Annotated in this window: 23 protein-coding genes; 9 read left to right on the forward strand and 14 right to left on the reverse strand. The window is 67.8% G+C overall.

Annotation, left to right across the window (positions count from 1 at the left end; genetic code table 11):
• The first annotated feature begins 180 nt into the window (after positions 1-180).
• Genes NM962_00670 through NM962_00685 form a run of 4 tightly spaced genes read left to right on the forward strand, consistent with a single transcriptional unit; the run spans position 181 to position 4,954 of the window.
• On the forward strand, positions 181-978 hold the full coding sequence (locus NM962_00670) for a class I SAM-dependent methyltransferase (protein ID UVO12715.1): 798 nt from the start codon (positions 181-183) through the stop codon (positions 976-978).
• A complete protein-coding gene (locus NM962_00675) occupies positions 975-2,510 on the forward strand; it encodes a glycoside hydrolase family 57 protein (GenBank protein UVO12716.1) in 1,536 nt (511 codons plus the stop codon). The genes NM962_00670 and NM962_00675 overlap by 4 nt, the downstream gene beginning before the upstream one ends.
• Before the next feature lie 55 nt (positions 2,511-2,565).
• Positions 2,566-3,810 carry a glycosyltransferase family 4 protein gene (locus NM962_00680; GenBank protein UVO12717.1) on the forward strand — a complete coding sequence of 415 codons (1,245 nt, stop codon included), beginning with the start codon at positions 2,566-2,568 and terminating at the stop codon, positions 3,808-3,810.
• Between the two features lie 10 nt (positions 3,811-3,820).
• Positions 3,821-4,954, forward strand: coding sequence for a Zn-dependent alcohol dehydrogenase (locus NM962_00685; GenBank protein ID UVO12718.1), 1,134 nt, complete (start codon positions 3,821-3,823; stop codon positions 4,952-4,954).
• A 6-nt stretch (positions 4,955-4,960) separates the two neighbouring features.
• Here the strand turns inward: NM962_00685 and NM962_00690 are convergent, their stop codons facing one another.
• A complete protein-coding gene (locus NM962_00690) occupies positions 4,961-6,727 on the reverse strand; it encodes an NAD(P)/FAD-dependent oxidoreductase (GenBank protein ID UVO12719.1) in 1,767 nt (588 codons plus the stop codon).
• A gap of 73 nt (positions 6,728-6,800) precedes the next feature.
• Positions 6,801-7,409, reverse strand: a complete 609-nt coding sequence (locus tag NM962_00695) for a TetR/AcrR family transcriptional regulator (protein ID UVO12720.1) — start codon at positions 7,407-7,409, stop codon at positions 6,801-6,803.
• 90 nt (positions 7,410-7,499) lie between these two features.
• Between NM962_00695 and NM962_00700 the strand changes: the two genes are divergently transcribed.
• Complete coding sequence (locus NM962_00700; GenBank protein ID UVO12721.1) at positions 7,500-8,069, forward strand: TetR/AcrR family transcriptional regulator; 570 nt, start codon at positions 7,500-7,502, stop codon at positions 8,067-8,069.
• An 11-nt stretch (positions 8,070-8,080) separates the two neighbouring features.
• On the opposite strand, the gene NM962_00705 is transcribed toward NM962_00700, so the two are convergent.
• Both NM962_00705 and NM962_00710 read right to left on the reverse strand, forming a co-directional pair.
• Positions 8,081-8,404: a TfoX/Sxy family protein gene (locus NM962_00705; GenBank protein ID UVO12722.1), complete on the reverse strand. Its 324-nt coding sequence runs from the start codon at positions 8,402-8,404 to the stop codon at positions 8,081-8,083.
• Positions 8,404-9,276, reverse strand: a complete 873-nt coding sequence (locus NM962_00710) for an alpha/beta fold hydrolase (GenBank protein ID UVO12723.1) — start codon at positions 9,274-9,276, stop codon at positions 8,404-8,406. The genes NM962_00705 and NM962_00710 overlap by 1 nt, the downstream gene beginning before the upstream one ends.
• Positions 9,277-9,337: 61 nt before the next feature.
• Here NM962_00710 and NM962_00715 point away from each other — a divergent pair, with 61 nt between their 5' ends.
• On the forward strand, positions 9,338-9,997 hold the full coding sequence (locus NM962_00715; protein ID UVO12724.1) for a helix-turn-helix transcriptional regulator: 660 nt from the start codon (positions 9,338-9,340) through the stop codon (positions 9,995-9,997).
• Here the strand turns inward: NM962_00715 and NM962_00720 are convergent.
• On the reverse strand, positions 9,960-10,907 hold the full coding sequence (locus NM962_00720; GenBank protein UVO12725.1) for an alpha/beta hydrolase: 948 nt from the start codon (positions 10,905-10,907) through the stop codon (positions 9,960-9,962). The two genes, NM962_00715 and NM962_00720, sit on opposite strands and share 38 nt — an antisense overlap.
• On the reverse strand, positions 10,907-12,376 hold the full coding sequence (locus tag NM962_00725; GenBank protein UVO12726.1) for an aldehyde dehydrogenase: 1,470 nt from the start codon (positions 12,374-12,376) through the stop codon (positions 10,907-10,909). The genes NM962_00720 and NM962_00725 overlap by 1 nt, the downstream gene beginning before the upstream one ends.
• Positions 12,377-12,468: 92 nt before the next feature.
• Here NM962_00725 and NM962_00730 point away from each other — a divergent pair, with 92 nt between their 5' ends.
• Positions 12,469-13,446 carry an LLM class flavin-dependent oxidoreductase gene (locus NM962_00730; GenBank protein ID UVO12727.1) on the forward strand — a complete coding sequence of 326 codons (978 nt, stop codon included), beginning with the start codon at positions 12,469-12,471 and terminating at the stop codon, positions 13,444-13,446.
• A gap of 45 nt (positions 13,447-13,491) precedes the next feature.
• A complete protein-coding gene (locus tag NM962_00735) occupies positions 13,492-14,328 on the forward strand; it encodes a class I SAM-dependent methyltransferase (GenBank protein ID UVO12728.1) in 837 nt (278 codons plus the stop codon).
• A 3-nt stretch (positions 14,329-14,331) separates the two neighbouring features.
• Here NM962_00735 and NM962_00740 read toward each other — a convergent pair whose 3' ends face one another.
• From NM962_00740 to NM962_00750, 3 genes are read right to left on the reverse strand one after another with little or no spacing between them, the layout of a single operon-like run.
• On the reverse strand, positions 14,332-14,730 hold the full coding sequence (locus tag NM962_00740; GenBank protein ID UVO12729.1) for a PPOX class F420-dependent oxidoreductase: 399 nt from the start codon (positions 14,728-14,730) through the stop codon (positions 14,332-14,334).
• Positions 14,727-15,869 carry an FAD-dependent oxidoreductase gene (locus NM962_00745; GenBank protein UVO12730.1) on the reverse strand — a complete coding sequence of 381 codons (1,143 nt, stop codon included), beginning with the start codon at positions 15,867-15,869 and terminating at the stop codon, positions 14,727-14,729. The genes NM962_00740 and NM962_00745 overlap by 4 nt, the downstream gene beginning before the upstream one ends.
• Before the next feature lie 8 nt (positions 15,870-15,877).
• Positions 15,878-16,618 (reverse strand): acyltransferase, encoded by a 741-nt coding sequence (locus NM962_00750; GenBank protein UVO12731.1) that lies wholly within the window; start codon positions 16,616-16,618, stop codon positions 15,878-15,880.
• 126 nt (positions 16,619-16,744) lie between these two features.
• Between NM962_00750 and NM962_00755 the strand changes: the two genes are divergently transcribed.
• Positions 16,745-18,007, forward strand: coding sequence for a PQQ-binding-like beta-propeller repeat protein (locus tag NM962_00755; GenBank protein ID UVO14930.1), 1,263 nt, complete (start codon positions 16,745-16,747; stop codon positions 18,005-18,007).
• A 27-nt stretch (positions 18,008-18,034) separates the two neighbouring features.
• Here NM962_00755 and NM962_00760 read toward each other — a convergent pair whose 3' ends face one another.
• From NM962_00760 to NM962_00780, 5 genes are all read right to left on the reverse strand, one after another.
• Positions 18,035-18,676 (reverse strand): RsiV family protein, encoded by a 642-nt coding sequence (locus NM962_00760; GenBank protein UVO14931.1) that lies wholly within the window; start codon positions 18,674-18,676, stop codon positions 18,035-18,037.
• A gap of 134 nt (positions 18,677-18,810) precedes the next feature.
• A complete protein-coding gene (locus tag NM962_00765; GenBank protein ID UVO12732.1) occupies positions 18,811-19,962 on the reverse strand; it encodes a class I SAM-dependent methyltransferase in 1,152 nt (383 codons plus the stop codon).
• A 50-nt stretch (positions 19,963-20,012) separates the two neighbouring features.
• Positions 20,013-20,987 carry a class I SAM-dependent methyltransferase gene (locus tag NM962_00770; protein ID UVO12733.1) on the reverse strand — a complete coding sequence of 325 codons (975 nt, stop codon included), beginning with the start codon at positions 20,985-20,987 and terminating at the stop codon, positions 20,013-20,015.
• Between the two features lie 82 nt (positions 20,988-21,069).
• Positions 21,070-22,182, reverse strand: a complete 1,113-nt coding sequence (locus NM962_00775; GenBank protein UVO12734.1) for a histidine phosphatase family protein — start codon at positions 22,180-22,182, stop codon at positions 21,070-21,072.
• A gap of 125 nt (positions 22,183-22,307) precedes the next feature.
• Positions 22,308-23,327, reverse strand: a complete 1,020-nt coding sequence (locus NM962_00780) for a histidine phosphatase family protein (GenBank protein ID UVO12735.1) — start codon at positions 23,325-23,327, stop codon at positions 22,308-22,310.
• Between the last annotated feature and the right edge of the window lie 92 nt (positions 23,328-23,419).

Raw genomic sequence — 23,419 nt, forward strand, 5'->3', positions numbered from 1 at the left:
TCCTCGAAGGGGTCCTGCAGCAGCGGGCCGCAAGACTGGGTAGCGATTCACGCAGCCGCACGAGAATGTTACTCACCGGTAACTTAATGCGGTTCGCGTGTACAGCGTAGCGGGTCGTGATAATGCCATGTGGGGTAGCCGGTTCATGGACCGCGCCCTTCGCGTTAGCCTGCCTGTGCGATGAAATCTACGAATGCCGCCGGAGACTCCACCGGCACGCCGCCCAGCGACAGCACGCTGACGCTGACCGGGGAGCGCACCATCCCCGGACTGGACGTCGAGAACTACTGGTTCCGACGGCACGAGGTGGTCTACCAGCAGCTGGCGCCGCGCTGTAGCGGCCGCGACGTCCTGGAGGCCGGGTTTGGCGAGGGCTACGGCGCCGACCTGATCGCGCGCGTGGCCCAGCGGGTGATCGGCGTGGATTACGACGACGCGGCGGTGGCCCACGTGCGAGCCCGCTACCCGCGCGTCGAAGCCGTCCAGGGAAACCTCGCCGACTTGCCGCTGCCCGACGCGGCCGTGGACGTGGTGGTCAACTTCCAGGTCATCGAGCACCTCTGGGACCAGGGGCAGTTCATCGCCGAATGCGCCCGCGTGCTGCGGCCCGGCGGGTTGCTGATGGTGTCCACTCCCAACCGGATCACGTTCTCCCCCGGCCGTGACACTCCGATCAACCCGTTTCACACCCGCGAACTCAATGCCGCCGAGCTCACCGAACTGCTGATCGAGGGCGGTTTCGAAATCGATGGGGTCTACGGAGTTTTTCATGGGCCCGCGCTGCGGGCGATGGACGCCCGACACGGCGGCTCGATCATCGACGCCCAGATCGCGCGGGCGGTCGCCGACGCGCCCTGGCCGGCCGACTTGTTGGCCGATGTCGCCGGCGTCACCAGCGACGACTTCGACATCCTCGAAGCCACGCAGCGCAACATCGACGACAGCCTGGATCTGGTGGCGATCGCGGTGCGCCGGTGACCGAAGAAGCCAGCGGCTCGGTACCGGGCCTGTTCACCCTGGTGCTGCACACCCACCTGCCCTGGCTGGCGCACCACGGCCGCTGGCCCGTCGGCGAAGAGTGGCTCTACCAATCTTGGTCGGCGGCGTATCTGCCGCTGGTGCGGGTGCTGCGCACGCTGGCCGCCGAAGGCCGGCGAAACCTGCTCACACTCGGGGTGACGCCGGTGGTCGCCGCCCAGCTCGACGACCCGTACTGCCTGGACGGGATGCACCACTGGCTGGCGAACTGGCAGCTGCGCGCCGCGCAGGCCACCACCTTGGCCGACATTCGCCCGTTCGGGCTGCACGAAAGCGCCGCAGCCGAACAGGCCCTCGAGGAGTTCGCGCTGCTGTGGCGCCACGGCGCCAGCCCGCTACTTCGGGAGCTGGTGCAGGCGCAGACGGTGGAACTGCTCGGCGGTCCGCTAGCCCACCCGTTCCAGCCTCTACTGGCGCCACGACTGCGCCAGTTCGCGCTCCACGAGGGTTTGGCCGACGCCCGGGCGCGGCTGGCCCACACCCCCACCGGAATCTGGGCGCCGGAATGTGCATACACGCCCGGCCTGGAAACCGAGTACGCGGCCGCCGGGATTTCGCACTTCATGGTCGACGGCCCGTCGCTGCACGGCGATACCACACTGGGCCGGCCGGTCGGTGACTCCGACGTGATCGCGTTCGGCCGTGACCTTGCAGTCAGCTACCGGGTGTGGTCACCGAAGTCGGGCTATCCCGGGCATGAGGCCTACCGGGACTTCCACACCTATGACCATCGCACCGGCTTGAAGCCGTCGCGGGTAACGGGCCGCAACGTCTCGCCCGAGCAGAAGGCGCCGTACGACCCGCAGCGCGCCGACGCCGCGATCGATGCCCATGTCGCCGATTTCGTCGGGGTGGTCCGGGGCCGCCTGCAATCCGAGTCCGAGCGGATCGGCCGCCCGGCCCACGTGGTTGCCGCATTCGACACCGAGCTGTTCGGCCACTGGTGGTACGAGGGACCGACCTGGCTGGCCCGGGTGTTGCGAGCACTGCCCGAAGCCGGGGTTCGCGTCGGCACGCTCACCGATGCCATCAACGCCGGATTCGTCGGCCAGGCCGTCGAACTGCCGCCCAGCTCGTGGGGTTCGGGCAAGGACTGGCGGGTGTGGTCCGGTGAGAAGGTGGCCGACCTGGTGCAGCTGAACTCCGAGGTGACCGAGACCGCCTTGGGCGCCGTCGACAAAGCCCTGGCCCAGACAGCGGCGCCGTCGGGCCCCACGCAGCGCGACCGGGTCGCCGACCAGATCCTGCGCGAGGCGCTGCTGACGGTCTCCAGCGACTGGCCGTTCATGGTCAGCAAGGACTCCGCGGCCGACTACGCCCGCTACCGCGCGCAGCTGCACGCGCACGCCACCCGCGAGATCGCCGACGCACTGGCCGGCGGACACCGAGACACCGCACAGCGCTTGGCCGACGGCTGGAATAAGGCCGACGGCCTGTTCGGCGCCCTAGATGCCCGTAGGCTGCCACGGTGACCCCCCGCCACCGGACCTCGCACCACGACGGTGCGCGTCAGAACGGACCCGCCGCGTGAAAATCCTGATGGTGTCGTGGGAATACCCGCCGGTGGTGATCGGCGGGCTGGGTCGGCACGTCCATCACCTGTCGACCGCGCTGGCCGCCGCCGGGCACGACGTCGTCGTTCTGTGCCGGCGTCCCTATGGCACCGACCCGAGTACGCACCCGTCGTCCGACGAGATCAGCGAAGGCGTGCGGGTGGTCGCCGCGGCCCAAGACCCGCACGAGTTCTCCTTCGGCGAAGACATGATGGCCTGGACGCTGGCGATGGGTCATTCGATGGTCCGCGCCGGACTGTCGCTCAAGATCGACGGCGGCCAAAGTGTGTGGCGCCCCGATCTGGTGCACGCCCACGACTGGCTGGTAGCACACCCGGCCATTGCGCTCGCCGAATTCTACGATGTGCCTTTGGTTTCCACGATTCACGCCACCGAAGCCGGACGTCACTCGGGCTGGGTATCTGGGGCGTTGAGCCGTCAGGTGCACGCGGTGGAGTCGTGGCTGGTCCGCGAATCCGATTCGCTGATCACCTGTTCGGCCTCGATGCGGGATGAGATCACCGACCTGTTCGGTCCCGGACTGGCCGAAACCACCGTGATCCGCAACGGTATTGACGCCGGCCGGTGGCCGTTCGCCCCTCGGCAGTCCGGCAGCGGCCCACCGGAGATCCTGTTCGTCGGGCGACTCGAATACGAGAAGGGCGTGCACGACATCATTGCGGCGCTGCCGCGGATTCGGCGGGCCCACCCGGGAACCACGCTGACCATCGCCGGCGACGGCACGCAGCAGGACTGGCTGGTCGAGTGCGCCCGAAAGAACCGGGTGCTCAAGGCAACTCGGTTCATCGGCCGGGTCGACCACGACGAGCTGTTGGCACTGTTGCACCGAGCCGACGCTGCGGCACTGCCCAGTCACTACGAACCGTTCGGCCTGGCGGCGCTGGAGGCCGCTGCCGCCGGAACCCCGCTGGTGGTGGCCAACGTGGGCGGATTGGGCGAGGCGGTGATCAACGGCGAAACCGGTATGTCCTGCCCGCCGCGCGACGTGCCGGCGCTGGCCGCGGCCGTCTGCCACGTGCTCGATGACCCGGCCGCCGCCCAGCACCGCGCCGTCGCCGCCCGGGAGCGGCTCAGCTCCGACTTCGATTGGCACACCGTCGCCGACGAGACCGCCCAGGTGTACCTGGCCGCAAAGCGCCGCTTGCGGGACCCGCAGCCACGCCGGCCGATCATCGAGCACGCGCTGCCGGACCGGTAAGCCCGGCGAGATGAGAAGTCGCGCCGCGATCCTGCGAACCTACGGTGGCCCCTGGTCGGTCGAGGAGTTCGAACTCGATCCGCCGCGCGCCGGCGAGGTCTTGGTGCGCATGGCCGCAGCGGGCCTGTGCCATTCCGACGAACACATCCGTCAGGGCCACCTGGCCCCGCCGACGCAGAGCGCTCCCACCGCGCCGACGATCGGCGGCCACGAAGGCGCCGGGGTGGTCGCTGCGGTCGGCGACGGCGTTACGGGACTGTCCCCCGGCGATCATGTGGTGACGTCATTTGTCGCGGTCTGCGGTCAATGCCGTTGGTGTTCCTCGGGTATGGAGTACATCTGTGATGCCGGAGCGGGAACGATGCTGCCCGGAATGCCCACCGACGGCACCTTCCGGCATCACGGCTGCGACGGCCTGGATCTGGCTCATGTCTCCAAGATCGGCGCGTTCGCCGAACACACCGTGGTCTCGGCCGCCTCGCTGGTGAAGATCGACCCGCACCTGCCCCTGCTTCCCGCGGCCCTGCTGGCCTGCGCAGTGCCGACCGGGTACGGCTCGGCGGCGTATCGCGCCGGTGTGCGTGGTGGCGACACCGTGGTGGTCATCGGGGTGGGCGGCATCGGCACGGCCGCCGTCCAGGGAGCCCGCATCAACGGCGCCGTCCGGATCGTCGCGGTGGATCCCGTTGCCTTCAAGCGGGAATCGGCGGCTACGTTCGGCGCCACGCACACCGCGGCCAGCGCCGCCGAGGCCTTCGAGCTAGTCCGCGACCTGACCCGCGGGGTGATGGCCGACGCGGTGGTGGTGTCCCCCGCCGTCGTCACCGATTCCGATGTCGAGGACGCATTGCGGCTTACCCGCAAGGCCGGGACCTGTGTGCTGACCGGGATGGCGGTGCAGGGCACGCGGACCAGCATCGATCCCCAGGACATGATGCTGATGAACAAGACGCTGTGCGGCACCGTCTTCGGCTCCTGCAACCCGCGGACCGACATCCCACTGTTGGCCACGCTCTACGATGCGGGCCGACTGCAACTCGACGAGATGATCACCAAGCGCTACCGGCTCGACGACCTCAACGAGGCTTACGCAGACCTCGCCCGCGGCGAATTGATCAGGGGCGTCATCGACTTCGGCCTCTAGCTCCGGCTATCCGGTGATGGTAAACCCTTCCAAGCTGCCGGATTCCCGCCACGCGGCCAAGATGTCGGCGTATTCGGTGGGGCTGCCGAAGAAGAAACTGTCCTGGCGCAGCCGTGCGTTCGCGTGGCCCTCACGGTTGTAGTAGCCCGGCGTACACGTCTCGCGCCGCCCGGCAATGACGTCGGAACGCGCCACCACGGCATCGACCCAGCCCTGTTCGGCGTCCTCGGTGGCCTCCAGCGCGGCCACGCCCTGCTGCAACGCCTGGGCGATCACCCACGCGACGTGCCGCGACTGGGTGTCGATCAGATAGGGGAAGTTCACCGTGAACCCGGACTGGGCGATGCTCTCGATGAAGCAGTTCGGGAAGCCGCTCACGTGCAGGCCGTGAAAGGTGCGCACGCCGTCGGCCCACTTCTCGGTCAGGGTCACGCCGTCGCGCCCGATGACCTCGAAGCCGGTGCGCCGGCAATAGTCGGTGCCTACCTCGAAGCCGGTCGCGAAAACCAGGCAGTCCAAGGGATATTCGATGTCGTCGACTACCGCGCCGGAAGCGGTGATCTGCTCGACACCGCGGCCTTTCGTGTCGACCAGGGTGACGTTGTCGCGGTTGAAGGCCTGCAGGTATTCGTCGTGGAAGCACGGCCGCTTGCAGTAGTAGCCGTACCACGGCTTGAGTGCCTCGGCGGTGGCCGGATCGTCCACCAGCGCGTCGACGCGGCCGCGGATCTCCTCCATCTTGGCGAAGTCGGCCATCTCGGCGGCGTTCGGGCCACCCTCGTTGACGATCGGCATCTGCTTGGTGAGGCTGGTCCAGGCGTCGTCGACCAGGTCCTCGTCGGCCTGGCCGCCCGCGGTCAGGATCTGAAAGTTCTCCATCCGGCGCTGTTGCCAGCCCGGCGCCAGCTCGGCTGCCCACTGCGGATCGGTGGGCCGGTTGCCCCGTACGTCCACCGTCGAGGGTGTGCGCTGAAAGACGTAGAGGTGCCCGGCCGCCTCGGCCAGTCGCGGCACACACTGAATGGCGGTAGCACCGGTGCCGATAATCCCAACCCGCTTGTCGGCCAGCCGATCCAGGTCAGCGCCGGTGTAGTCGTAGTCCCAGCGACTGGTGTGGAAGGTGCGCCCGGCGAACTCGTCGATGCCGGGAATGCCCGGCAGCTTCGGCTTCTGCAGGTAGCCATTGGCCATCGAGACGAATCGGGCCCGGAATGCATCGCCACGATTGGTCGTGATCACCCAGCGTGACGTGGCCTGTTCCCAACGTACTTCGGTGACCTCGGTCTGCAGGCAGGCATCGGAGTACAAGTCGTAGTGGTGGGCGATGCGCTGGCAGTGCGCGAAGATCTCCGGGCCCTTGGCATATTTCTCGGTCGGCACGTAGCCGAGTTCCTCCAGCAGCGGCATGTAGACGTAGGACTCCACATCGCAGGCGATGCCGGGATACCGATTCCAGTACCAGGTGCCGCCGACGTCGGCGGCCTTGTCGATCAGCCGAATGCTTCCCACACCGAGCTCGCGCAGTCGGGCTCCGGTCAACAGTCCGCCGAAACCGGCTCCGACGATCGCGACGTCGACCTCATCGGACAACGGCGCCCGGGTGAACCCGGGGTCGGCCCACGGGTCTTGCGCGAACCGGGCGAAGTGGCCCGCCACCTCGACGTACTGGTCGATCCCGTCGTTTCGCAGGCGCCGTTGACGTTCCCGGGTGTACTTGTCGCGCAGGGCATTCGGATCAAAGTCCTGCGCCTGAAGATCCTGGACGTCGGTCACTATCAGGCACCTCCGGAACGCCGCAAAGCCAGCCCAGCAACCGGCTCAGCATATAATCAATCAGTTGATCATATCAATGGGTGACGAACAGCGTCCCCCTGATCAGGCGCTTCGCGGCGGCCAGCGCCGCGTGATAGGCCTCCGGAGATCCGGTCGCCGCCAACTCGGTCAGGCCATAGACCAGGGCGTAGGTCACCTCGATCGCCGGCCGCGCCCCGGTGGCGTCGCGACGATCGCCGTCATCAACGATCCCGGTGATGATGTCGCGCAGCGCCGCGAGCCCCTCGCTTCCAGTCTCGCCCGGATACACGGTGACGGCGTTCTGAGCGCGAATCGCCCACTCGAACGTGGCGAGATCGGGATGTTCGCGCATGAGGTCGCCGGACTCGTCCAGCACGGCCTCGATCCGATCGACGACCGTGCCGGGCCGCTGCGCGGCGCGCCGCAGTCGCGGCAACGCGATCTCGGCCCGCGCGGCGATCGCGGCCGCCACCAGTTCGGCCTTATTCGGAAAGTAGTTGTACAGGTTGGCGCTGGTGACACCCGCCGTGCGCGCGATCTGACGGATCGTGGTCCGCGCGTAGCCCAATTCGGCCACGCACGCAATGGTGGCGGCGATGATCCGCTGCCGGGTCTGGCCGCCGTCGGCGCCGACCGGGCGGCCCAGCTGCGGAGTCGACATAGACACATCCTCGCAGCCGTCGACACCGGAGTTGGGCAACCGACGCAGTGTTGACCCGCCGGATCGCCGGCGGACTAATCTGAGGTCATCATGCCCCTGACGTCGCCGCGGGGTCGGCCGGCTGGAACCAGCAGCGAAGAGACCCGCCAGCGGATCATCACCGCAGCGATCCGGCGCGTCGCCGAGGTCGGCCGTTCGGGTGCCACGATCCGCGAGATCGCGGCCGCCGCCGAGATGACCAGTGCCAGCCTGTACCACTACTTTCCGAACAAGGATGAGCTGATGGCGGCGACCGTGGCCGCCGCCCGCGAGATCGCACTGCCCCGGCTGCATGCCGCGGCGCAGCGCAGCGGCACCGTGGCGGATCAGCTTGCCGCGGTGCTTGCCGAGGCCGATCGGTTGAGCCACGACCACCCCTATCTGGCCGCGTTCGAACGCGCCACCGGCGGGGTCTCGCCATTGCGCGACGTCATCGGCGAGGTCGTCGGCGAAGCGCGACGCGGCGGGTCGCTGGCGACCGACGTCGACAGCGATGGCGCCGCGGATGCCATCTACGCGTTGACGCGGGGGTTGACCGAGCAGGCAGCGCAGCTGTCACCGGACGCCTACCGTGCCACCCTGCGCTGCGCCGAAGACCTGCTGCGCGGCACGCTGTTTTAAGCGCCTGCGATCTAAGCGCTTGCCGCGGCGGCGATCCCGATGTCAATCCATTGGGCGAGCTGATGCCGAGAACTGACGTGCTCGCCATCGACATGGACCCAGCCACGCATGGTCCGCCCACCCATCTCCATGGGCTGGGCCGCCGTGGTTTTCAGCAGCTGTTCGGCACGCGCGGTGCCCACGCGGACCAGCAGCCCGCCGGCCATGGCCGCGACCGCGATCTTGCCGGCGACCAGGAATGCCAGTCCGCCGAACATCGCCTTTTCCAGCACCGGCGGACCGTCGCCCGCGAATATCTCCCGCACCCGGGCCACCAGCTGGGCGTCGTAGGCCACTATGCCCCCGGATGCCAGCCGCGGATCGCTGCCGCGAATTGTTCGGGGGCGTCGGAGGGAACGAAATGACCGGCACCTTTGACGATGACCGTCTGGTGGTTGGTCAGCGTCTGCTCCCACTGCCGCAGTTCACTGTCGCCGAAGGCGAAGTCGCCGTCGCCCCAGATAATCAGCGCTGGGAGCCCCGCGATGGCGGGCAACCCGGCTTCCAGCTCGGCGAGAAAGGCACGGCTAGCGGTGATCTCGCGGGGAAAGACCGCCGACGCCTCTCGCCGCGCGGGGCTGTCCAGGGCCTTTTGATAGTGGGCCATCTCGTCGCCGGTGGGCTTGGTCAGTCGGTGCCCGATGGGGATCATGACGTTGACGAAGAGATTGAACTGCCGGATCAGCAGGCGCCCGATCGGGCCGCCCATCACATGGGACATGACCTGGATCAGCGGAGTACCGACCGGCCAGGCCCAGGTGTTGGACAGCACCAGCCGGTCGAAGATCTCGGGGCGTTGTTGCAGAGTGGCCAGCCCGATCGGGCCACCCCAGTCGTGCACCACCAAGGTCATGGCACTCAGGGCGAGCGCGTCGACGAACGCGCCGATCACCCGAGTGTGTTCGGTGGGCAGATACCGATATCCCGGGCCCGCCGACGACAGGCCGAACCCCGGATAGTCCACGGCGATGCACCGAAAGTTCGTCCGCAGCGCTTCGATGACCTTGCGATAGTCGAACGACCAGGTCGGGTTGCCGTGCAGGAACAGCAGCACCGGTCCCGATCCTTCGTCGACGTAGTGGACGGTATGGCCGTCGATGTCGAGGAACCGGCTCTCGAACGGGAACAATGTGTCGTCGACCCACGCGGGGCGTTCTGCGACTGCCATGTCCATCTCCCTAGCTGACTTGATATAGTCAAGTACACTTTAAATTAGCAAGTAGATGGTGATGAGTCGAGACTACGGTCAGTACTGCGGACTTGCCCGGGCCCTGGATGTGGTGGGCGACCGGTGGAATCTGTTGATCGTCCGCCAACTCCTGATGGGCCCGGCCCGCTACCGCGACTTGCGCGACGGGCTGTCCGGGATCGCGACGAACCTGCTGACCGACCGGCTCCGCGATCTGGAGACCGCAGGCGTCCTCGAGCGGCGATTGTCCGACGACGGCAAGGCGCTCACCTACGCCCTGACCCCCTGGGGCGCGCAGCTGCGCGAGCCCATCTACGCGTTGGTCCGCTGGTCGACGCCGCTGATGATCCGCGGCCCCCAGGGCGACGAATTCCGCGCCGAGTGGCTGCGGTTGGCGCTGCCCGCCCTGTTCGCCGATCGCGTGCCCGCGGGCGCACCGCTGGCAGTGGGAGTCGCCGTGGACGGCGGCATGGTTCAACTGCGGGCCACCGCATCCGGTATCGAAGTCGGCGAACCCGACGGACGCACGCTTGATGCCGTGCTGCACACCGAGGCGCCTATCGTTCTCGGCCTCGCGGCGGGTGTGTTGTCCTGTGACGACGTGGCTGCGCTGGTCGAGATCGACGGTGACGAGGCGGCGCTACGCAGGTTCTTCGGAGCGACTACAACCCCGCCAGATACCGCACTCGGTGCGCGATAACCCGTTGCGACACTTCGGCATCGGGCACCAGCAGGTCGAACGCATGCGGGCAGCCGGGGTACACGTGCAGCTCGACGGGGACCCCCGCGGCGATCAGCCGGTGCGCGAAGGCGACGTCCTCCGGCGCGAAGATGTCCAGCCCGCCGACATCGACGTACGTCGGCGGCAGACCGGCCAGGTCGCCGGCTCGAGCCGGCGCGGCGTAGCCGTCGGCGCCATCGTCGCCCAGCAGCGCTGACCAGCCGGTGGCGTTGTCGTCGTAGCTCCAGGTGAGCAGCGTGGCGCCCGCGGCGCCTGCCTCGCGGGTGCGGTCGTCGAGCATGGGGTAGATCAACAGCTGAGCCGCGATCGCCGGGCCGCCCCGGTCGCGGGTTAGCAGGCCTACGCCCGCGGCCAGTCCCCCGCCGGCGCTATCGCCCATCACGGCCAGCCGGGATGCGTCAACACCCAGCTCGCCGGCATGATCCCTGAGCCAGCACAATGCCGCGTAGCAGTCCTGAAGCGGAGTCGGATGCGGGAATTCCGGGGCGACCCGGTAGTCCACCACCAGCATCGGCACCCCGGAGGCAGCGACATAGCCGCGCACCGCCGCGTCGTAGAGCGGCCCCAGGTGGCTCCAGTCCAGGATCATTCCGCCGCCGTGCAGATACAACGCGGCACTGCCGGGCTGATCAGCGCCGATTCGCCGATACCAGCGCAACGGAAGGGTGCCGCCGTCATAGGTCAGCGAGAACTCTTGGGTCTCGACGCCGGTGGTCGGCGGCCGCGACGCCAAGACCTGTTTGAACATGTGCCCGGCATTGCGCCGCCGGGCGGCGACATCGCCCACCTGCGGCGGCGGCGCCGTGTCGGCACCGTCGCGCATCGCCAGCAGCGCCTCCAGCACCTGCGGGTCGGGAGGCCCGGCCATCAGTGTTGCGCTCCAGGTACCGCGGTGGCCACCACTTTGGTCTCGAGGTATTCCTCGAAGCCCGCCAGTCCCATTTCCCGGCCGACCCCGGACTGCTTGTAGCCCCCGAACGGCACATCGGCGGAGTACCACATGCCCCCGTTGACGTTGATGGTCCCGGCGCGCAGTCGCGACGCCATTCGGGCGGCGCGCTCCACAGACCCGAACACCGTGGCGGACAACCCATACGGCGAGTCATTGGCGATGCGCAGCGCGTCGGCATCCCCGTCGTGGGCCAGCACCACCAACACCGGGCCGAAGATCTCTTCGCGGGCCACCCGGGCGTTATTGGTCAACCCGGCGATCACCGTCGGCTCAATGAAGAAGCCCCGGTCCAGTCCGGCCGGTCGGCCGCCGCCGCAGTGGAACGTCCCGCCTTCGGCGATCGCCAGATCCAGATAGGACTGCACCCGGTCTCGCTGCTTCGCCGAGATCAGCGGTCCGCACAGGGTTTTCGGATCGTTGGGGTCACCCACCGCGACCCGCAACATCGCGGCGGCCACGATATCGAGCGCCTCGCGGTAGCGTTGCCGCGGCACCAGCAGCCGGGTGGTCAGTGCACACCCCTGCCCGGCGTGCATCGCCACCGTCGACGCCGCGGCCGTGCAGGCGGCGGCCAGGTCGGCGTCATCGAGGACCACGAACGCCGATTTGCCGCCGAGCTCCAAAAACACCTTCTTGATGGTCTGCGCGGCAGCGGTCATCACCGAGCGTCCGGTTGCCGTGGAGCCGGTGAAGGAGACCACATCGACTCGCGGGTCCTGGGCGAGCTGGGCACCGATGCGGTGGTCGGATGCGGTGACGATGTTGACCACTCCGGGCGGAAAGTCGGTCTTCTCGGCGATGATCCGGCCGACTTCGGCTGCGCACCAGGGGGTGTCGGGTGCCGGCTTGAGGACGACGGTGTTGCCCGCCGCCAACGCCGGCCCGATCTTGGCGAACGTGACCTGATGAGGGAAGTTCCACGGCGTGATCGCGCCGACCACGCCGAACGGCTCCCGCACGAGGGTGCGCGCAGTGGTGATCCCCATCGGGGCGGCCACCCCAAGGTCCACCTGCCAGGGATAACTCTCCGCGGTGGCGGCCGGGAAACTCAGGTCATCGACCGGGGTCTGCAGCTGACCTCGGTAGGTCAGCGACCGGGGTGCCCCGACCTCGGCGATGGTGATCTCACGCAGCGTCTCGATCTCGTCGTTGAGCGCGTCGCGCAGCTGACGCAGGCAGCGCACTCGCAGTGCGGTGTCACGGCCCCAGTCCGTTGAGTCGAACGCCGTCCGGGCCGCGGCGATGGCACGGTCGAGGTCGGCGGCGTCACCATCGGAGGCCTCACCGATAGGTTCTTCGGTGGCCGGGTTGATGGTGTCAAACGTGCCCCCACCACCGGCGACCAGCGCTCCGTCGATCAGTAGCTGAGTCAGAGCACCGGTCACAATCCCTAGGCTAACGGCGGGACGCCGACATAATCAATCGATTGATCATTTCGTACGCTACGGTGGCGCCCAGGAGGTGACCGACCAATCCCATGCCACTGCTGAGCGCCCTGCGCGTGAACATGACCAACGTCCCCGGTGCCGGAAACGGCGAACGATACCGGGCGGCGTTGGAGATGGCGTCCTACGCCGACGCCAACGGAGTCACCGCCGTCGGTTGCGAAGAGCACCATCTTGCGGCCACCGGCTGGCTGCCCGCACCGCTGCTGATGGCCGCCGCCGTCGCGGGCTGCACCACCAACATCCGCATCAGCATAAACGCACTGCTGATCCCGCTCTACGACCCGGTGCGCCTCGCCGAGGACATCGCGGTGCTCGATCAGCTGTCGGCCGGAAGGGTCAGCTTCGTAGCCGGAATCGGTTACCGCCCAACGGAATACCACGCCGTCGGCAAGGACTTCCGGCGACGGGGTCGCTTGATGGACGAATGCCTCGACGTGCTGCTCAAATCCTGGGGCGACGAGCCGTTCGACTATCACGGCCAGCTGATCGATGTGACACCCAAGCCGTACACCAAGCCGCATCCGGTGTTCTTCATCGGCGGGATGAGCGCCGCTGCCGCCCGCCGGGCCGCCAGATTCGGGTTGCCCTTCTCCCCGCCGATGCCGATGCCCGAGATCGAAGAGGTATATCGGGATGAACTGGCCCGCAACGGAAAACAGGGTTTTGTGTTCAGCCCGCCGAACGGCAACACCGTGACGCATCTGACCACCGACCCGGAAGCCGCGTGGGCTCGCTGCGGTGACTACTTCATGCACGAGGCGGCCGAATACAGTTCGTGGGCGGTGGCCGACGTGCCTCGCCCCAATGAGAGCCCGGTCGCAACCGTCGACGAACTGCGCCGCGCGAACAAGGTTGAGGTGCTGACCCCCGAAGAGCTCGTGGCGCAGTGTCGTGCCGGCCGCACCGGGGTAACCCTGCACCCGCTGATCGGCGGGCTGCCGTTGGACGAGGGCTGGCAGAGCCTGCAACTGCTGGTCGAACGGGTGCTGCCAGCGCTGAAACCCTAGACGGGCCAGCCCGGCCCAGTGGCCTGCTCCGATACCATGGGCGCGATGGACCGTCCAGCCGAATCCAAAGTCGACGCCCGTGCGCTCAATGGAGTTTCGGAAACCGCCCTGATGACGCTCAACGGGCGCGCATATCAGGCCGCCCACCCCCACGCCATCATCGACGACCCGGAGGCCATTCGACTCGTCGAGTCCATCGCGTTCGACTTCGACAAGTTCGGACGTCGCGGCCAGGAGATGGCGCTACGGTCGCTGGCCGTCGATCGATGCGCAACGGCCTATCTGCGCGAGCACCCCGAAGCGACGGTGGTCGCGCTTGCCGAAGGCTTCCAAACCAGCTTCTGGCGCTTGAGCAGTGCCATACCAGATGCGCGATTCAATTGGGTGTCAGTGGATTTGGAGCCGGTGATGCGGCTTCGCGAACGGTTGCTGCCGAGGTCACCGCGCGTCACCAACCTGGCGCAATCTGCGCTGGACTACAGCTGGATGACGCAGGTCGATTCCAGCGCCGGCGTCTTCATCACCGCCGAAGGTCTGCTGATGTATTTGCAGCCGCGCCAGGCGATGGACCTCATCGCGGCGTGCGCCGAACGTTTCCCCGGCGGTCAGATGTTCTTCGATGTCCCACCGACCCTGGTCAAGAGAGTGGCTCCGCGCGGGATGCGTTCATCAAGGCACTACCGCGTGCCCCCGATGCCGTTCAGCCTGTCGGCGCGTCAGCTCGCCCGGCTGACCCAGACGGTGCCGGGTATCAGCGCCGTGCACGATGTGCCGATACCGAAGGGGCGTGGCCTGTTCTTCGGAACGCTGTTTCCGGCCTTCTGGCAGTGCGGTCCGATGAAGAACGTTCGAGGCGCCTACACGCTGCTTGAGTTCGCCTGACAGCTAGCCGCTCGTGGGTACGGCGGTGATCTCCAGGCCGACGTGCACCTTGTCTATTCCACCGCGCACGAGCGAGTGCGGAACGAACCACCAGGCGTGCCACCAATACCGTTTGACGACGGCGTCGTAGACCCGCCGGGTCTCGGACTTGGGCAGGACCCGAGCCACCGCCTCAACGGGATCGCCTTTGGGCTTGCCGAGTGCGCCGCACTTTTGGATGGTGACCCGCGGAGTGTTGTTGATCCGCTTGGTCTTCCACGACCCGTCGTCGGTGATGACCAAGAGCTTGTCCCCTGCGGGCGCCCCCCACACCGCGGTGGGTTTGGGCTTGCCGTCCTTGGTGAACGTCGTCAGCAGCAGATACTTTTCCCGGTACACATCGGAGAATGCCGGTGTAGTCATCTATCAATTCTGGCAGTTTTCAGCGGATCGTTGGGGCGCACGCCACGATAGATGCCCCGCCGGACGATCCAGGGAAGCAGCACCCGGTCGATCGACCAGGCCGGGAACCGGAACGCGCGCCCAGAGGGCGCGAACACCTCCAGGCCCTCGGGTTGAGCCCCCAGCACCGAACCCCAACGCCTGGTTGGTGGCCGATAGTGCCGGAGCGGCCTGCCGGTGAGGGCGGCCCGCACGTTATGGGCCAGCAGGCCGTCCGCCCGGTTGCGGGCTGAGCTGCGCAGCGGGTCGGTCGCCGCGACGTCGCCGATCGCGAACACCGTCGAATGCCCGGGAACCCGCAGGTCGGGCAGCACCCGAACGAAGCCGGCATCGTCGAGCAGCTCGGTCGGCAACCAATCGGTGTTGGGTCGCACCTTCCCGATCGCCCACAACACGGCATCAGCCGAGGCCGGGTCCTGACCGGTGCTGAAGCGAACCGGGTCATCGGTGATGCGGTCGCACCCGAATCCTTCGGGGACCAGCGCGCGGTGTTCGGCATGGAGCACCACACCGGCGTCGGCCAACCTGGTCTCGACGGTGCGCCAAACCCGCGGATGGTGCTCACGCAGTGGGCGCTGGCCCGGGAAGTACAGATCGACTCGTTTAGCCGGCCAGGTGCGGGCGATGTTGGCGGCGCTGCTGACCGCCGCGGCACCGCCGCCCACGACGATGACCGATCCGGCGGCCGCCAGTCGGGCGTGCGCCTCGGTCAGCTCCGCGGCGACGTCGCCGGGCGACTGTGTCGTGGGCTGACGCCAGAAGCCGTTGCTGACTCCGGTCGAGATGATCAGGGCGTCAAAAAGCTCGTCGCGGGTGGCGCCGTCGGCGCAAGCGACCCTCAGAGCTCCACCATCGAGATCGACGCCGGTCACCGCGCCGTGCACGGTGCGCACCGCGTCCAGCCGCGCGAATCGGTCGAACGGCAGCCAGTAGTCTCGCGCCCACTGCTGCGGGCGGGACAGTCGCAGGCCGAGTTCTTGGCCACTGACCAGGGCGGGCTTCACCGATACGCCGACGACATCGGCGTGCTTGGCCAGCCGGATCGCGGTGAGAACCCCGCTGTCGCCCAGCCCCGCTATGACTACCCGCGGTCGCGTCACGGCACGACTCAGCCCTGGGCGGCCTTCTTGCGTTCGATGTCGGCCAGCGCGGCGGCCAACTCGGCCCGCTCGGCGGCCGAGGTCTCCCAGGCCAGTTTGCGGTTCTTGACCACCTTGGCCGGCGCCCCGACCGCGATCGAGTAGTCGGGGATGACGCCCTTGACCACCGCGTGAGCGCCCAGCACACAACCGCGGCCGACGCTGGTGTCGCGCAGGATGGTGACCTTGGCCGCGATCCAGGTGTCCGGGCCGATCCGCACCGGGCTCTTGATGATGCCCTGGTCTTTGATCGGCACGTTGATGTCGTCCATCTTGTGGTCGAAGTCGCAGACGTAGCACCAGTCGGCCATCAGCACGGAATCACCGAGCTCGATGTCGAGATAGGTGTTGATGACGTTGTCGCGTCCGAGCACCACTTTGTCGCCGAATCGCAGTGAGCCCTCGTGAGCCCGGATGGTGTTCTTGTCGCCGATGTGCACCCAGCGGCCGATCTCCATGTACGACATCTCCGGGGTGGCCTGGATCTCCACGCCCTTGCCCAGAAAAACCATGCCGCGGGTGATGATGTGCGGGTTGGCCAGCTTGAACTTCAGCAGCCGCCAGTAGCGCACCAGGTACCACGGTGTGTATGCCCGATTGGCCAGCACCCAGCGCAGCGAGGCCAGCGTGAGGAACTTGGCCTGGCGCGGGTCACGCAGGCGCGAACCGCGCCAGCGTTTGTGGATCGGAGCACCCCACATCGTCGTCATGGCCGGAAAGCCTACGCGAGCGCGTTCTTGCCACGCGCTACCCTCACCTGGACTCGTTCACTGACCGGCCGAGGATTGGGGATTGCCACTGTGTTGCGGCGACGTGGTGTCCTGGCCGGAATCGCAATGGTGGCGCTGGCAGGGCTTCTTGGCGGCTGCGCCAACACCGATTCCTGGGTGGATGCCGCGCCCGCGCCGGGCTGGCCCGCCCAGTATGCCGATGCCGCCAACAGCAGTCATACCGCTACTGCGGGAGCCACCGACCTGCAGCTGGACTGGATCCGCTCGGTCAAAGGTGAGCTGGGAGCCCAGCCCGCCTTGGGCGTCCACGGCTGGATGATGCTCAACGGTCAGACCGAGGCGGGTTGCTCGCTGATGCAGTGGGAGAACGCCGACCGCGGCCGGCAGCGCTGGTGTACTCGGCTGCATCAGGGCGGCGGGTTCTTCGGCGCGCTGATGGACGGCTTCGACAATGTCTATGTCGGGCAGCCCGGTGCCATGCTGTCGTTTCCGCCCACCCAATGGATCCGCTGGCGTGCACCGGTGATCGGAATGCCCTCCACGCCCCGGATCCTCGGCGACGGCCTGCTGCTGGTCGTGACCCATTTGGGGCAGGTGCTGATCTTCGACGCGCACCGCGGCGCGGTCGTCGGCACGCCGCTGGATCTGGTGGACGGTGTCGACCCGACCGACTTCCGGCGCGGACTGTCCGACTGCGCCGGCGCCCGACCGGACTGCCCGGTCGCCGCCGCACCTGCCTTCTCACCGCAGAGCAACATCGCGGTGGTGAGCCTGTGGCAGCCGGGTGCCAAGGAGTCCGGCTTGGTCGGTCTCAAATATCACCCGGGCGGCGTCCCGCTGCTCACCCAGGAGTGGAGCAGCGATGCCGTCGCCGCCGGGGTGTTGGCCAGCCCCGTGCTGTCCGCCGACGGTTCCACGGTCTACGTCAACGGACGCGACCAGCGGCTGTGGGCGATCGACGCCGCCGACGGCAAGGCGAAATGGTCAGTGCCGCTGAAGTTCTTGGCTCAAACACCACCGGCGGTGACGCCCGGCGGACTGATTGTCTCGGGCGGCGGCCCCGACACCGAACTGGTTGCCTACGCCGACCGCGGGGACTACGCCGAGCAGGTATGGCGCCGCGAGGACACCGTGCCACTGTCCTCGTCGAGCCTGGCCGGCAAGGTGGGCTACACCGTGGTCGCCGGCACCAGCCTGGGACCGGCGGGCCTGTCGCTGCTGGTGTTCGACCCGGCCGACGGCCACACCCTCAACAGCTATCCACTGCCCGAAGCGCGCGGGTTTCCCGTCGGAGTGTCAGTCGGCAATGACCGGCGGGTGGCGGTCGCCACCAGCGCCGGTCAGGTGTTCAGCTTCGCCCCCGCGTAATCGCGACGGCTCCCCCGCCGCGATCGTCTAGACAGCCAGTGGCGGGAGCGCGGTGCGCGGCACCTTCACGGAGGTGGCACCGGAGCTCATCGGCAGCAGCTCGCCGGGCGCGAAGTAGAAGATCACCTCGTCGTTGGTGATGGCGAAGTTCTGGTAGTGCGCCGGGTCCATCCCCGAGCCGGACGGGATCAGGATCGCCGGCACGCCGGTCTGGCGTTCGAGGTCACGCTGCACGACCGGAAAGATCGCGTCCAACGGCTTGCTGTTGGGCGCGAACAGGGTCTCGAAGGTGATCGGCTTGCGCGACGCCAAGTCGTAGTTGAAGGCCTGGTACCAAGTAGACGGCTGCGGGCCGCCGAGGTCCTGGAAGATCTTCAGCACGACGCTCTGGGTGCCTTTGGGGGCCTGACCCGAACGGTGCTGCTCGGATGTGGCGTCCATTTCGTAGGGCATGTCGCGCGACCCTGGAGATTTGGCCACGGTCAAGAAGCCGTCGCGGTTCTGCACCAGGTAGTCGGTCAGGGTCTGCTGGTCGGGATAGTCGACCGGAAACCGCATGTCCAGCGTGTAGTTGGCGTTGGACGAGTGGACGTGGCACTGCCCGGACTCGAGCGTGCCGCCCAGTTCGGCACAGGGCGAAACCGCGCCCGCCGAGGGCAGAGCCGTCATGCCCAGCCAGCTGCCCACTGCACCGCCCGCCAACAGGGTGGCCACCAGAATGCGCATTGTCGGTTTGTCTCGCTTTGTCTCGCCTTGCCGCAGCAAGCAGGATGGCCCCGGAAGATCTCAGCCTACCGGGCGCCTCAGCGCGACGGACGGCAGACGAACGCAATCGCCCGCGCCGCGGCTCCCGTCCCGATGCGGGTGATCACCACCGACAGGGCCTGCGTCCCGCGCAGCCGCAGCCGGCGGCGCAGACCGTCCGGGTCGCCCTGCACGTCGCGTACGCCCCGCACCAGGATTTCCAGCGCGCCGCAGTCCCGTGCCGTCAATACCTGGCGAAGACGCTTTTCGCTGTAGGCCAGCGTTTCGAGCACCTCGAATCCACGTACACCGTCCGGTAATTCGTCACCGGACAGGTAGGCGATGTCGGAGTCGAGCTGCCAGAGCCCGTGCCGGGCGCCGTACTGGCGGACTAGGCCGGCCCGCACGACCGCGCCGTCGGGGTCGATGAGCCAGCGCCCCGCCGGCCGCACGTCGCAGTCGTCGGGCTCGGCGTCGGTGATCTGCTCGCCGCGGTCGAGGATCACCGCGCGGCGGCGCACCCCAGGTCCGGCCAGGCCGGGCGACCACAGGCAGGCTTCCCGCACCGAGGCACGCCACGAGGTGACTTCGATCTCGCCCTCGAAACCGAGCTCCCCCACCTTGTCGAAATCGATTCCGGGAGCGACCTTTACCACCATGTCGCGGTGGCGGTAGACCTCCAGCAACCGATCCAGAGCGGGCTGATAGTCGGTCGGGTCGAAACGACGCCGCCCGCCGCCGCGCCGGCCGGGGTCGGCCAGCACAACCGTGTCGCGGCTGACCGGCGCCAAAGCATCGGCGCGAACGACGGCGGCCCCGCCCAGGTTGTGGCGCGCCATCGCCAGCCGTACCGGGTCAAGGTCGCTGCCCAGCACCCGATCGAGCAGCTCGGATAGCGCTGCCAGCTCGGTGCCGACCGAGCAGGTCACATCGTGCACGACCGCACCCGGTGCCGCGGCCGCGATGCGTTGCGCCCGGTGCCGTGCCACCGGCGCGGCGCTGGCCTGCTGCAGCGCCTCGTCGGTGAACAGCCACCGCGACGTCCCGGGCAGCTCAGCCAGTTTTGTGGTGGCACGCCGGCGCAGCAGAACAGTCTCGACCAAGGCGGACGTGCGGGCGCCGAAGCGGCCGCGCAGGGCAGCGATGTCGGCGATCCGGGTGGCGTCGGTGAGCGCGAAGCCGGCAACCTCGGCCAGGTGGGCTTCCCCCACCGGCGAGCTCAGATAGCCGACGTCGTCGACTTCAAATCTGAAGCCCGCAGTCAGGACGGTTTAACCCCGGTGATCATCAGGTTGTAGAACCAGCCCTTGGGCACCACCCGGCGCCAGATGTTGGCGTCCACCCAGCTCAGGCCCCTCCAGCTGCCGAAGGCGAACCGCGCCCAGCCCCAGCCAAGCTTGCCCGGCGGGACCGTCGACTCGAAAGTCCGCACCGGCCAGCCCAGCATGGCGGCGGTGAACTCTTCGCTGGCGGTCTGCACGTCGACCGCGCCGGCGTTGCTCGCCATCCGCTCCAGATCGCGTGGCTCGAAGGTGTGCAGGTCCACGATCCACTCGAGGGCAGCGGCGCGGGAGTTCTCGTCGAGCTCCTCCTGCGGCCGGCGCCAGGAACCCATCCCGGGGAGCTTCATCGCCGCGACCGTGGTCTTCCAGGTCAGGTCGGCCAGCCGCCGGGCGTAGAAGTTGCCGACCGTGGTGGGCTCGCCGGCGAAGATGAACCGCCCACCAGGCTTGAGCACCCGGACCACCTCGCGTAGCGACAGTTCGACGTCGGGAATGTGGTGCAGCACCGCGTGGCCGACCACCAGGTCGAAGGTGTTGTCCTCATACGGGATGCCCTCGGCGTCGGCGACCCGACCGTCAACGTCCAGACCGAGGGCCTGACCGTTGCGGGTGGCGACCTTGACCATGCCGGGCGACAGGTCAGTGACCGAGCCACGCCGCGCTACGCCGGACTGCATCAGGTTGAGCAGGAAGAATCCCGTGCCGCAGCCGAGTTCCAGCGCCCGGTCATACAGCGGCGCTTCCCCGGACCTGTCGGCGGCCGGCACGATCGCGTCGAAGCGGCCCCGGGCGTAGTCGATGCAGCGCTCGTCGTAGGAGATCGACCACTTCTCGTCGTACTGCTCGGCCTCCCAGTCGTGATAGAGCACCTGAGCGAGCTTGCTGTCATGCCGGGCGGCCTCCACCTGCTCGGCGGTGGCGTGCGGGTTCGGCGTCGGGTCCGTACTGGTCATGGTAGGTCAGCCTAATAGGTGCTCTTCGCACGGCGAAGCCGGGCGCAGCGGGGGGAACGCCACGCCCGGCTCCGCACGCGGCTCAGATCGCCAGAGCTCCCAGCAGGTCACCCATCGCATCCCCCGCACCGCTGCCCGCGGCGTCGCCCAGCGATCCGGTGATGGTGTCGATCACCGCCTGCGGGAACTCCACGAGCGCCGAGAAGACGTCGCTGAAGCCGGTCTGCAATGCAGCGAGGACGTCGGACGGGTCGCCGCCCAGGATGGCCTCCCAGATGTGCCAGCCAGCCATCTGGGGCGCCACGACCAGGTCACGCCAGTCGACGAACAGCCCGGTGAGCAGCCCCGGGTTCGCCGCCACGTCCTGCCCGTTCCAGCTGACCAACGTCCAGCCGTCGGTGGGGTTGCCCTCGACCACGACCTGTCCGGTGTTGGGTATCCCGTGGTCATTGGCCAGCGTCTGCAAGAACAGCCCCCAATCGGGGTTCTTGACGTTCATCATCGTCCACGCCATGATCGCCGCGCCGTGCGAAAACGCCACATCGGTCCCGCTGCTGTCGCCCTCTGCCGTACTGGCGTCGTAGATCGTCTGAAGGGCGCCACTGTAGTTGTCCTGGAACGCCATCCCGTTGGGGTTGATGCCCGAGCCCAGCATCGGCACCCAGTAGGCCCCGGTCATCCACGCGATGGTGGGCAGGAGATAGAGGAGGCCGGGGATGGTGCCGCTCTGTCCTTCCAGCCACCCGGCATTGATCTCGCCGAGCCCGGACAGGATCTGGCTCGGGTCGAGCAACGGTGTCGGGCCGCCCGGGATCTGGTCGTAGTTGCTGTTGCCCGCCAGCAACTGGACTAGCGGCCAGGCCGTCTGCTGGGCGCGCAGGAAGTCCGAAGCCCACACCCCGCCGATATTGTTGTCGCCGCCGTTGTACAGCTGCTCGCCGACAGTGATCGCCTGCTGCTCGCCATCTGCGGTCAGCGGCGCACCCGGCGCCGTCGTCCCGATGTAGTCCGTCACGTTCTCCGTCGACTGCCCGTGCCGGACCAGATCCAGCAGGATGTCCGTTGCGGTCAGCTGGATGTTAGGCACTTTGAGGGCGGGCAGCGGCCCGGCTATCGGAGCCACCGGGGCGACGGCCACGAGGCCGGCGCCGACAAGGGTGACCCCGGCGGTGATCCACGGGCGGGTGTGCTGCATGACCTTCTCCTTCAGCGATTCCGTAAGTTCCGTTACGCTCCGGCGCGTAGCGCAATGCTTCGCTGAAAATATCCCGTTGTTTTTCTTATGTCAATGCTTAATCCGCCGAATTCCGCCGTCGTGCGCTAAACGCCGAGCGCGCCGGCGATGGTGTTGAACACGTCCTGCGGGAAGGTGATGAGAGCGCCGAGAACCTGATCAAACCCGCTCTGTACGGCGGCAGCGATTTCGGCCTCGTCCCCGCCCTGCAACGCCTCCAGGATGTGCCAGGTCGCGATCTGCGGCGCGACGTTCAGATCCCGCCAGTCGACGAACAGTCCGGTGAATAGGTCCGGGGTCTCGGCCACGTCATGACCGCCCCAGCGGACCAGCGTCCAGCCGTCGGTGGGGTTGCCCTCGATAACAACCTGGCCGGTGTTGGCCAGTGGACTGTGAGTGTCGAGCAGTTCGCTGAGGACCAGCCCGAAGTCAGGGTTCTTGACGTTCATCAACGTCCAGATCGAGATCGTTCCGGCGTGGGCGAACACCGCGTCGCTCAGCGGGTTCTGCTCGTCAGAGACGGTGTTGTTGTAAATGGCGTCGATCGCCTCGGTGACGCGGTCGTTGAACGCAACCCCGTTGGGGTCGATGGTGGATCCCAGCATCGGCACCCAGTACTGCCCCAAGGCCCACATGAATGTCGGTAGGGCGTAAGCGATCTCGGTGAGGATGTTGAGATCGTGCCCCTCGAACCATCCCGCATTGATCTCGTTGAGCCCGGCGAGGATCGAGACGTCCATTCCCAGCAGACCAGCCAACGGCTGCGCGGTGTCCTGCGCGCGAACGAACTCCGACGCGTAGATGCCGGCAAGTCCGCCCGGGAATGCCGCATCGATCAACGGAGCCACCGCAGCCGCCTGCTGCTCCCCGAGTTCGGTGAGCGGAGCGCCCGGCGGAAGGGTGCCCAGGATGCCGTCGGCGTTGTCCTGAGACTGACCGTGGCGGATCAGGTCGATGGTGATGTCCGTGACGTCCTGAGCCGCGAGCAGAATATCGACCGCCACGGCTCCGGCCTGCGGCATCACGACCGGACCAGCCACAACGGCGCCCGCGCCCAGCAGTGCGACGGCTGCGGCGGTCCAGGGACGGATGGCAGGTGACTGCATGGTGGGTTCCTAACGCCGGGATCGTCGCGGCCCTCGCCGCTGACTGGACGTTAGCTGATAAAAACTTGAAAAGAAACCGTCACTGCCCCAAG

Origin of the sequence: Mycobacterium sp. SVM_VP21 (assembly GCA_024758765.1) — a bacterium.
Taxonomy (GTDB): Bacteria; Actinomycetota; Actinomycetes; order Mycobacteriales; family Mycobacteriaceae; genus Mycobacterium; species Mycobacterium heraklionense_C.

Excerpts from the sequence above, each read along its gene's own strand:
- NM962_00720 (UVO12725.1), bottom strand. The coding sequence starts at position 10,907 with ATGGCCGGGCCTCCCGACCCGCAGGTGCTGGAGGCGCTGCTGGCGATG.
- NM962_00780 (UVO12735.1), bottom strand. The coding sequence starts at position 23,327 with ATGCAGTCACCTGCCATCCGTCCCTGGACCGCCGCAGCCGTCGCACTG.
- NM962_00735 (UVO12728.1), top strand. The coding sequence starts at position 13,492 with ATGGACCGTCCAGCCGAATCCAAAGTCGACGCCCGTGCGCTCAATGGA.
- NM962_00760 (UVO14931.1), bottom strand. The coding sequence starts at position 18,676 with ATGACGGCTCTGCCCTCGGCGGGCGCGGTTTCGCCCTGTGCCGAACTG.
- NM962_00695 (UVO12720.1), bottom strand. The coding sequence starts at position 7,409 with ATGTCGACTCCGCAGCTGGGCCGCCCGGTCGGCGCCGACGGCGGCCAG.
- NM962_00755 (UVO14930.1), top strand. The coding sequence starts at position 16,745 with ATGGTGGCGCTGGCAGGGCTTCTTGGCGGCTGCGCCAACACCGATTCC.
- NM962_00775 (UVO12734.1), bottom strand. The coding sequence starts at position 22,182 with ATGCAGCACACCCGCCCGTGGATCACCGCCGGGGTCACCCTTGTCGGC.
- NM962_00740 (UVO12729.1), bottom strand. The coding sequence starts at position 14,730 with ATGACTACACCGGCATTCTCCGATGTGTACCGGGAAAAGTATCTGCTG.
- NM962_00710 (UVO12723.1), bottom strand. The coding sequence starts at position 9,276 with ATGGCAGTCGCAGAACGCCCCGCGTGGGTCGACGACACATTGTTCCCG.
- NM962_00770 (UVO12733.1), bottom strand. The coding sequence starts at position 20,987 with ATGACCAGTACGGACCCGACGCCGAACCCGCACGCCACCGCCGAGCAG.
- NM962_00700 (UVO12721.1), top strand. The coding sequence starts at position 7,500 with ATGCCCCTGACGTCGCCGCGGGGTCGGCCGGCTGGAACCAGCAGCGAA.
- NM962_00670 (UVO12715.1), top strand. The coding sequence starts at position 181 with ATGAAATCTACGAATGCCGCCGGAGACTCCACCGGCACGCCGCCCAGC.
- NM962_00685 (UVO12718.1), top strand. The coding sequence starts at position 3,821 with ATGAGAAGTCGCGCCGCGATCCTGCGAACCTACGGTGGCCCCTGGTCG.
- NM962_00715 (UVO12724.1), top strand. The coding sequence starts at position 9,338 with ATGAGTCGAGACTACGGTCAGTACTGCGGACTTGCCCGGGCCCTGGAT.
- NM962_00750 (UVO12731.1), bottom strand. The coding sequence starts at position 16,618 with ATGACGACGATGTGGGGTGCTCCGATCCACAAACGCTGGCGCGGTTCG.
- NM962_00730 (UVO12727.1), top strand. The coding sequence starts at position 12,469 with ATGCCACTGCTGAGCGCCCTGCGCGTGAACATGACCAACGTCCCCGGT.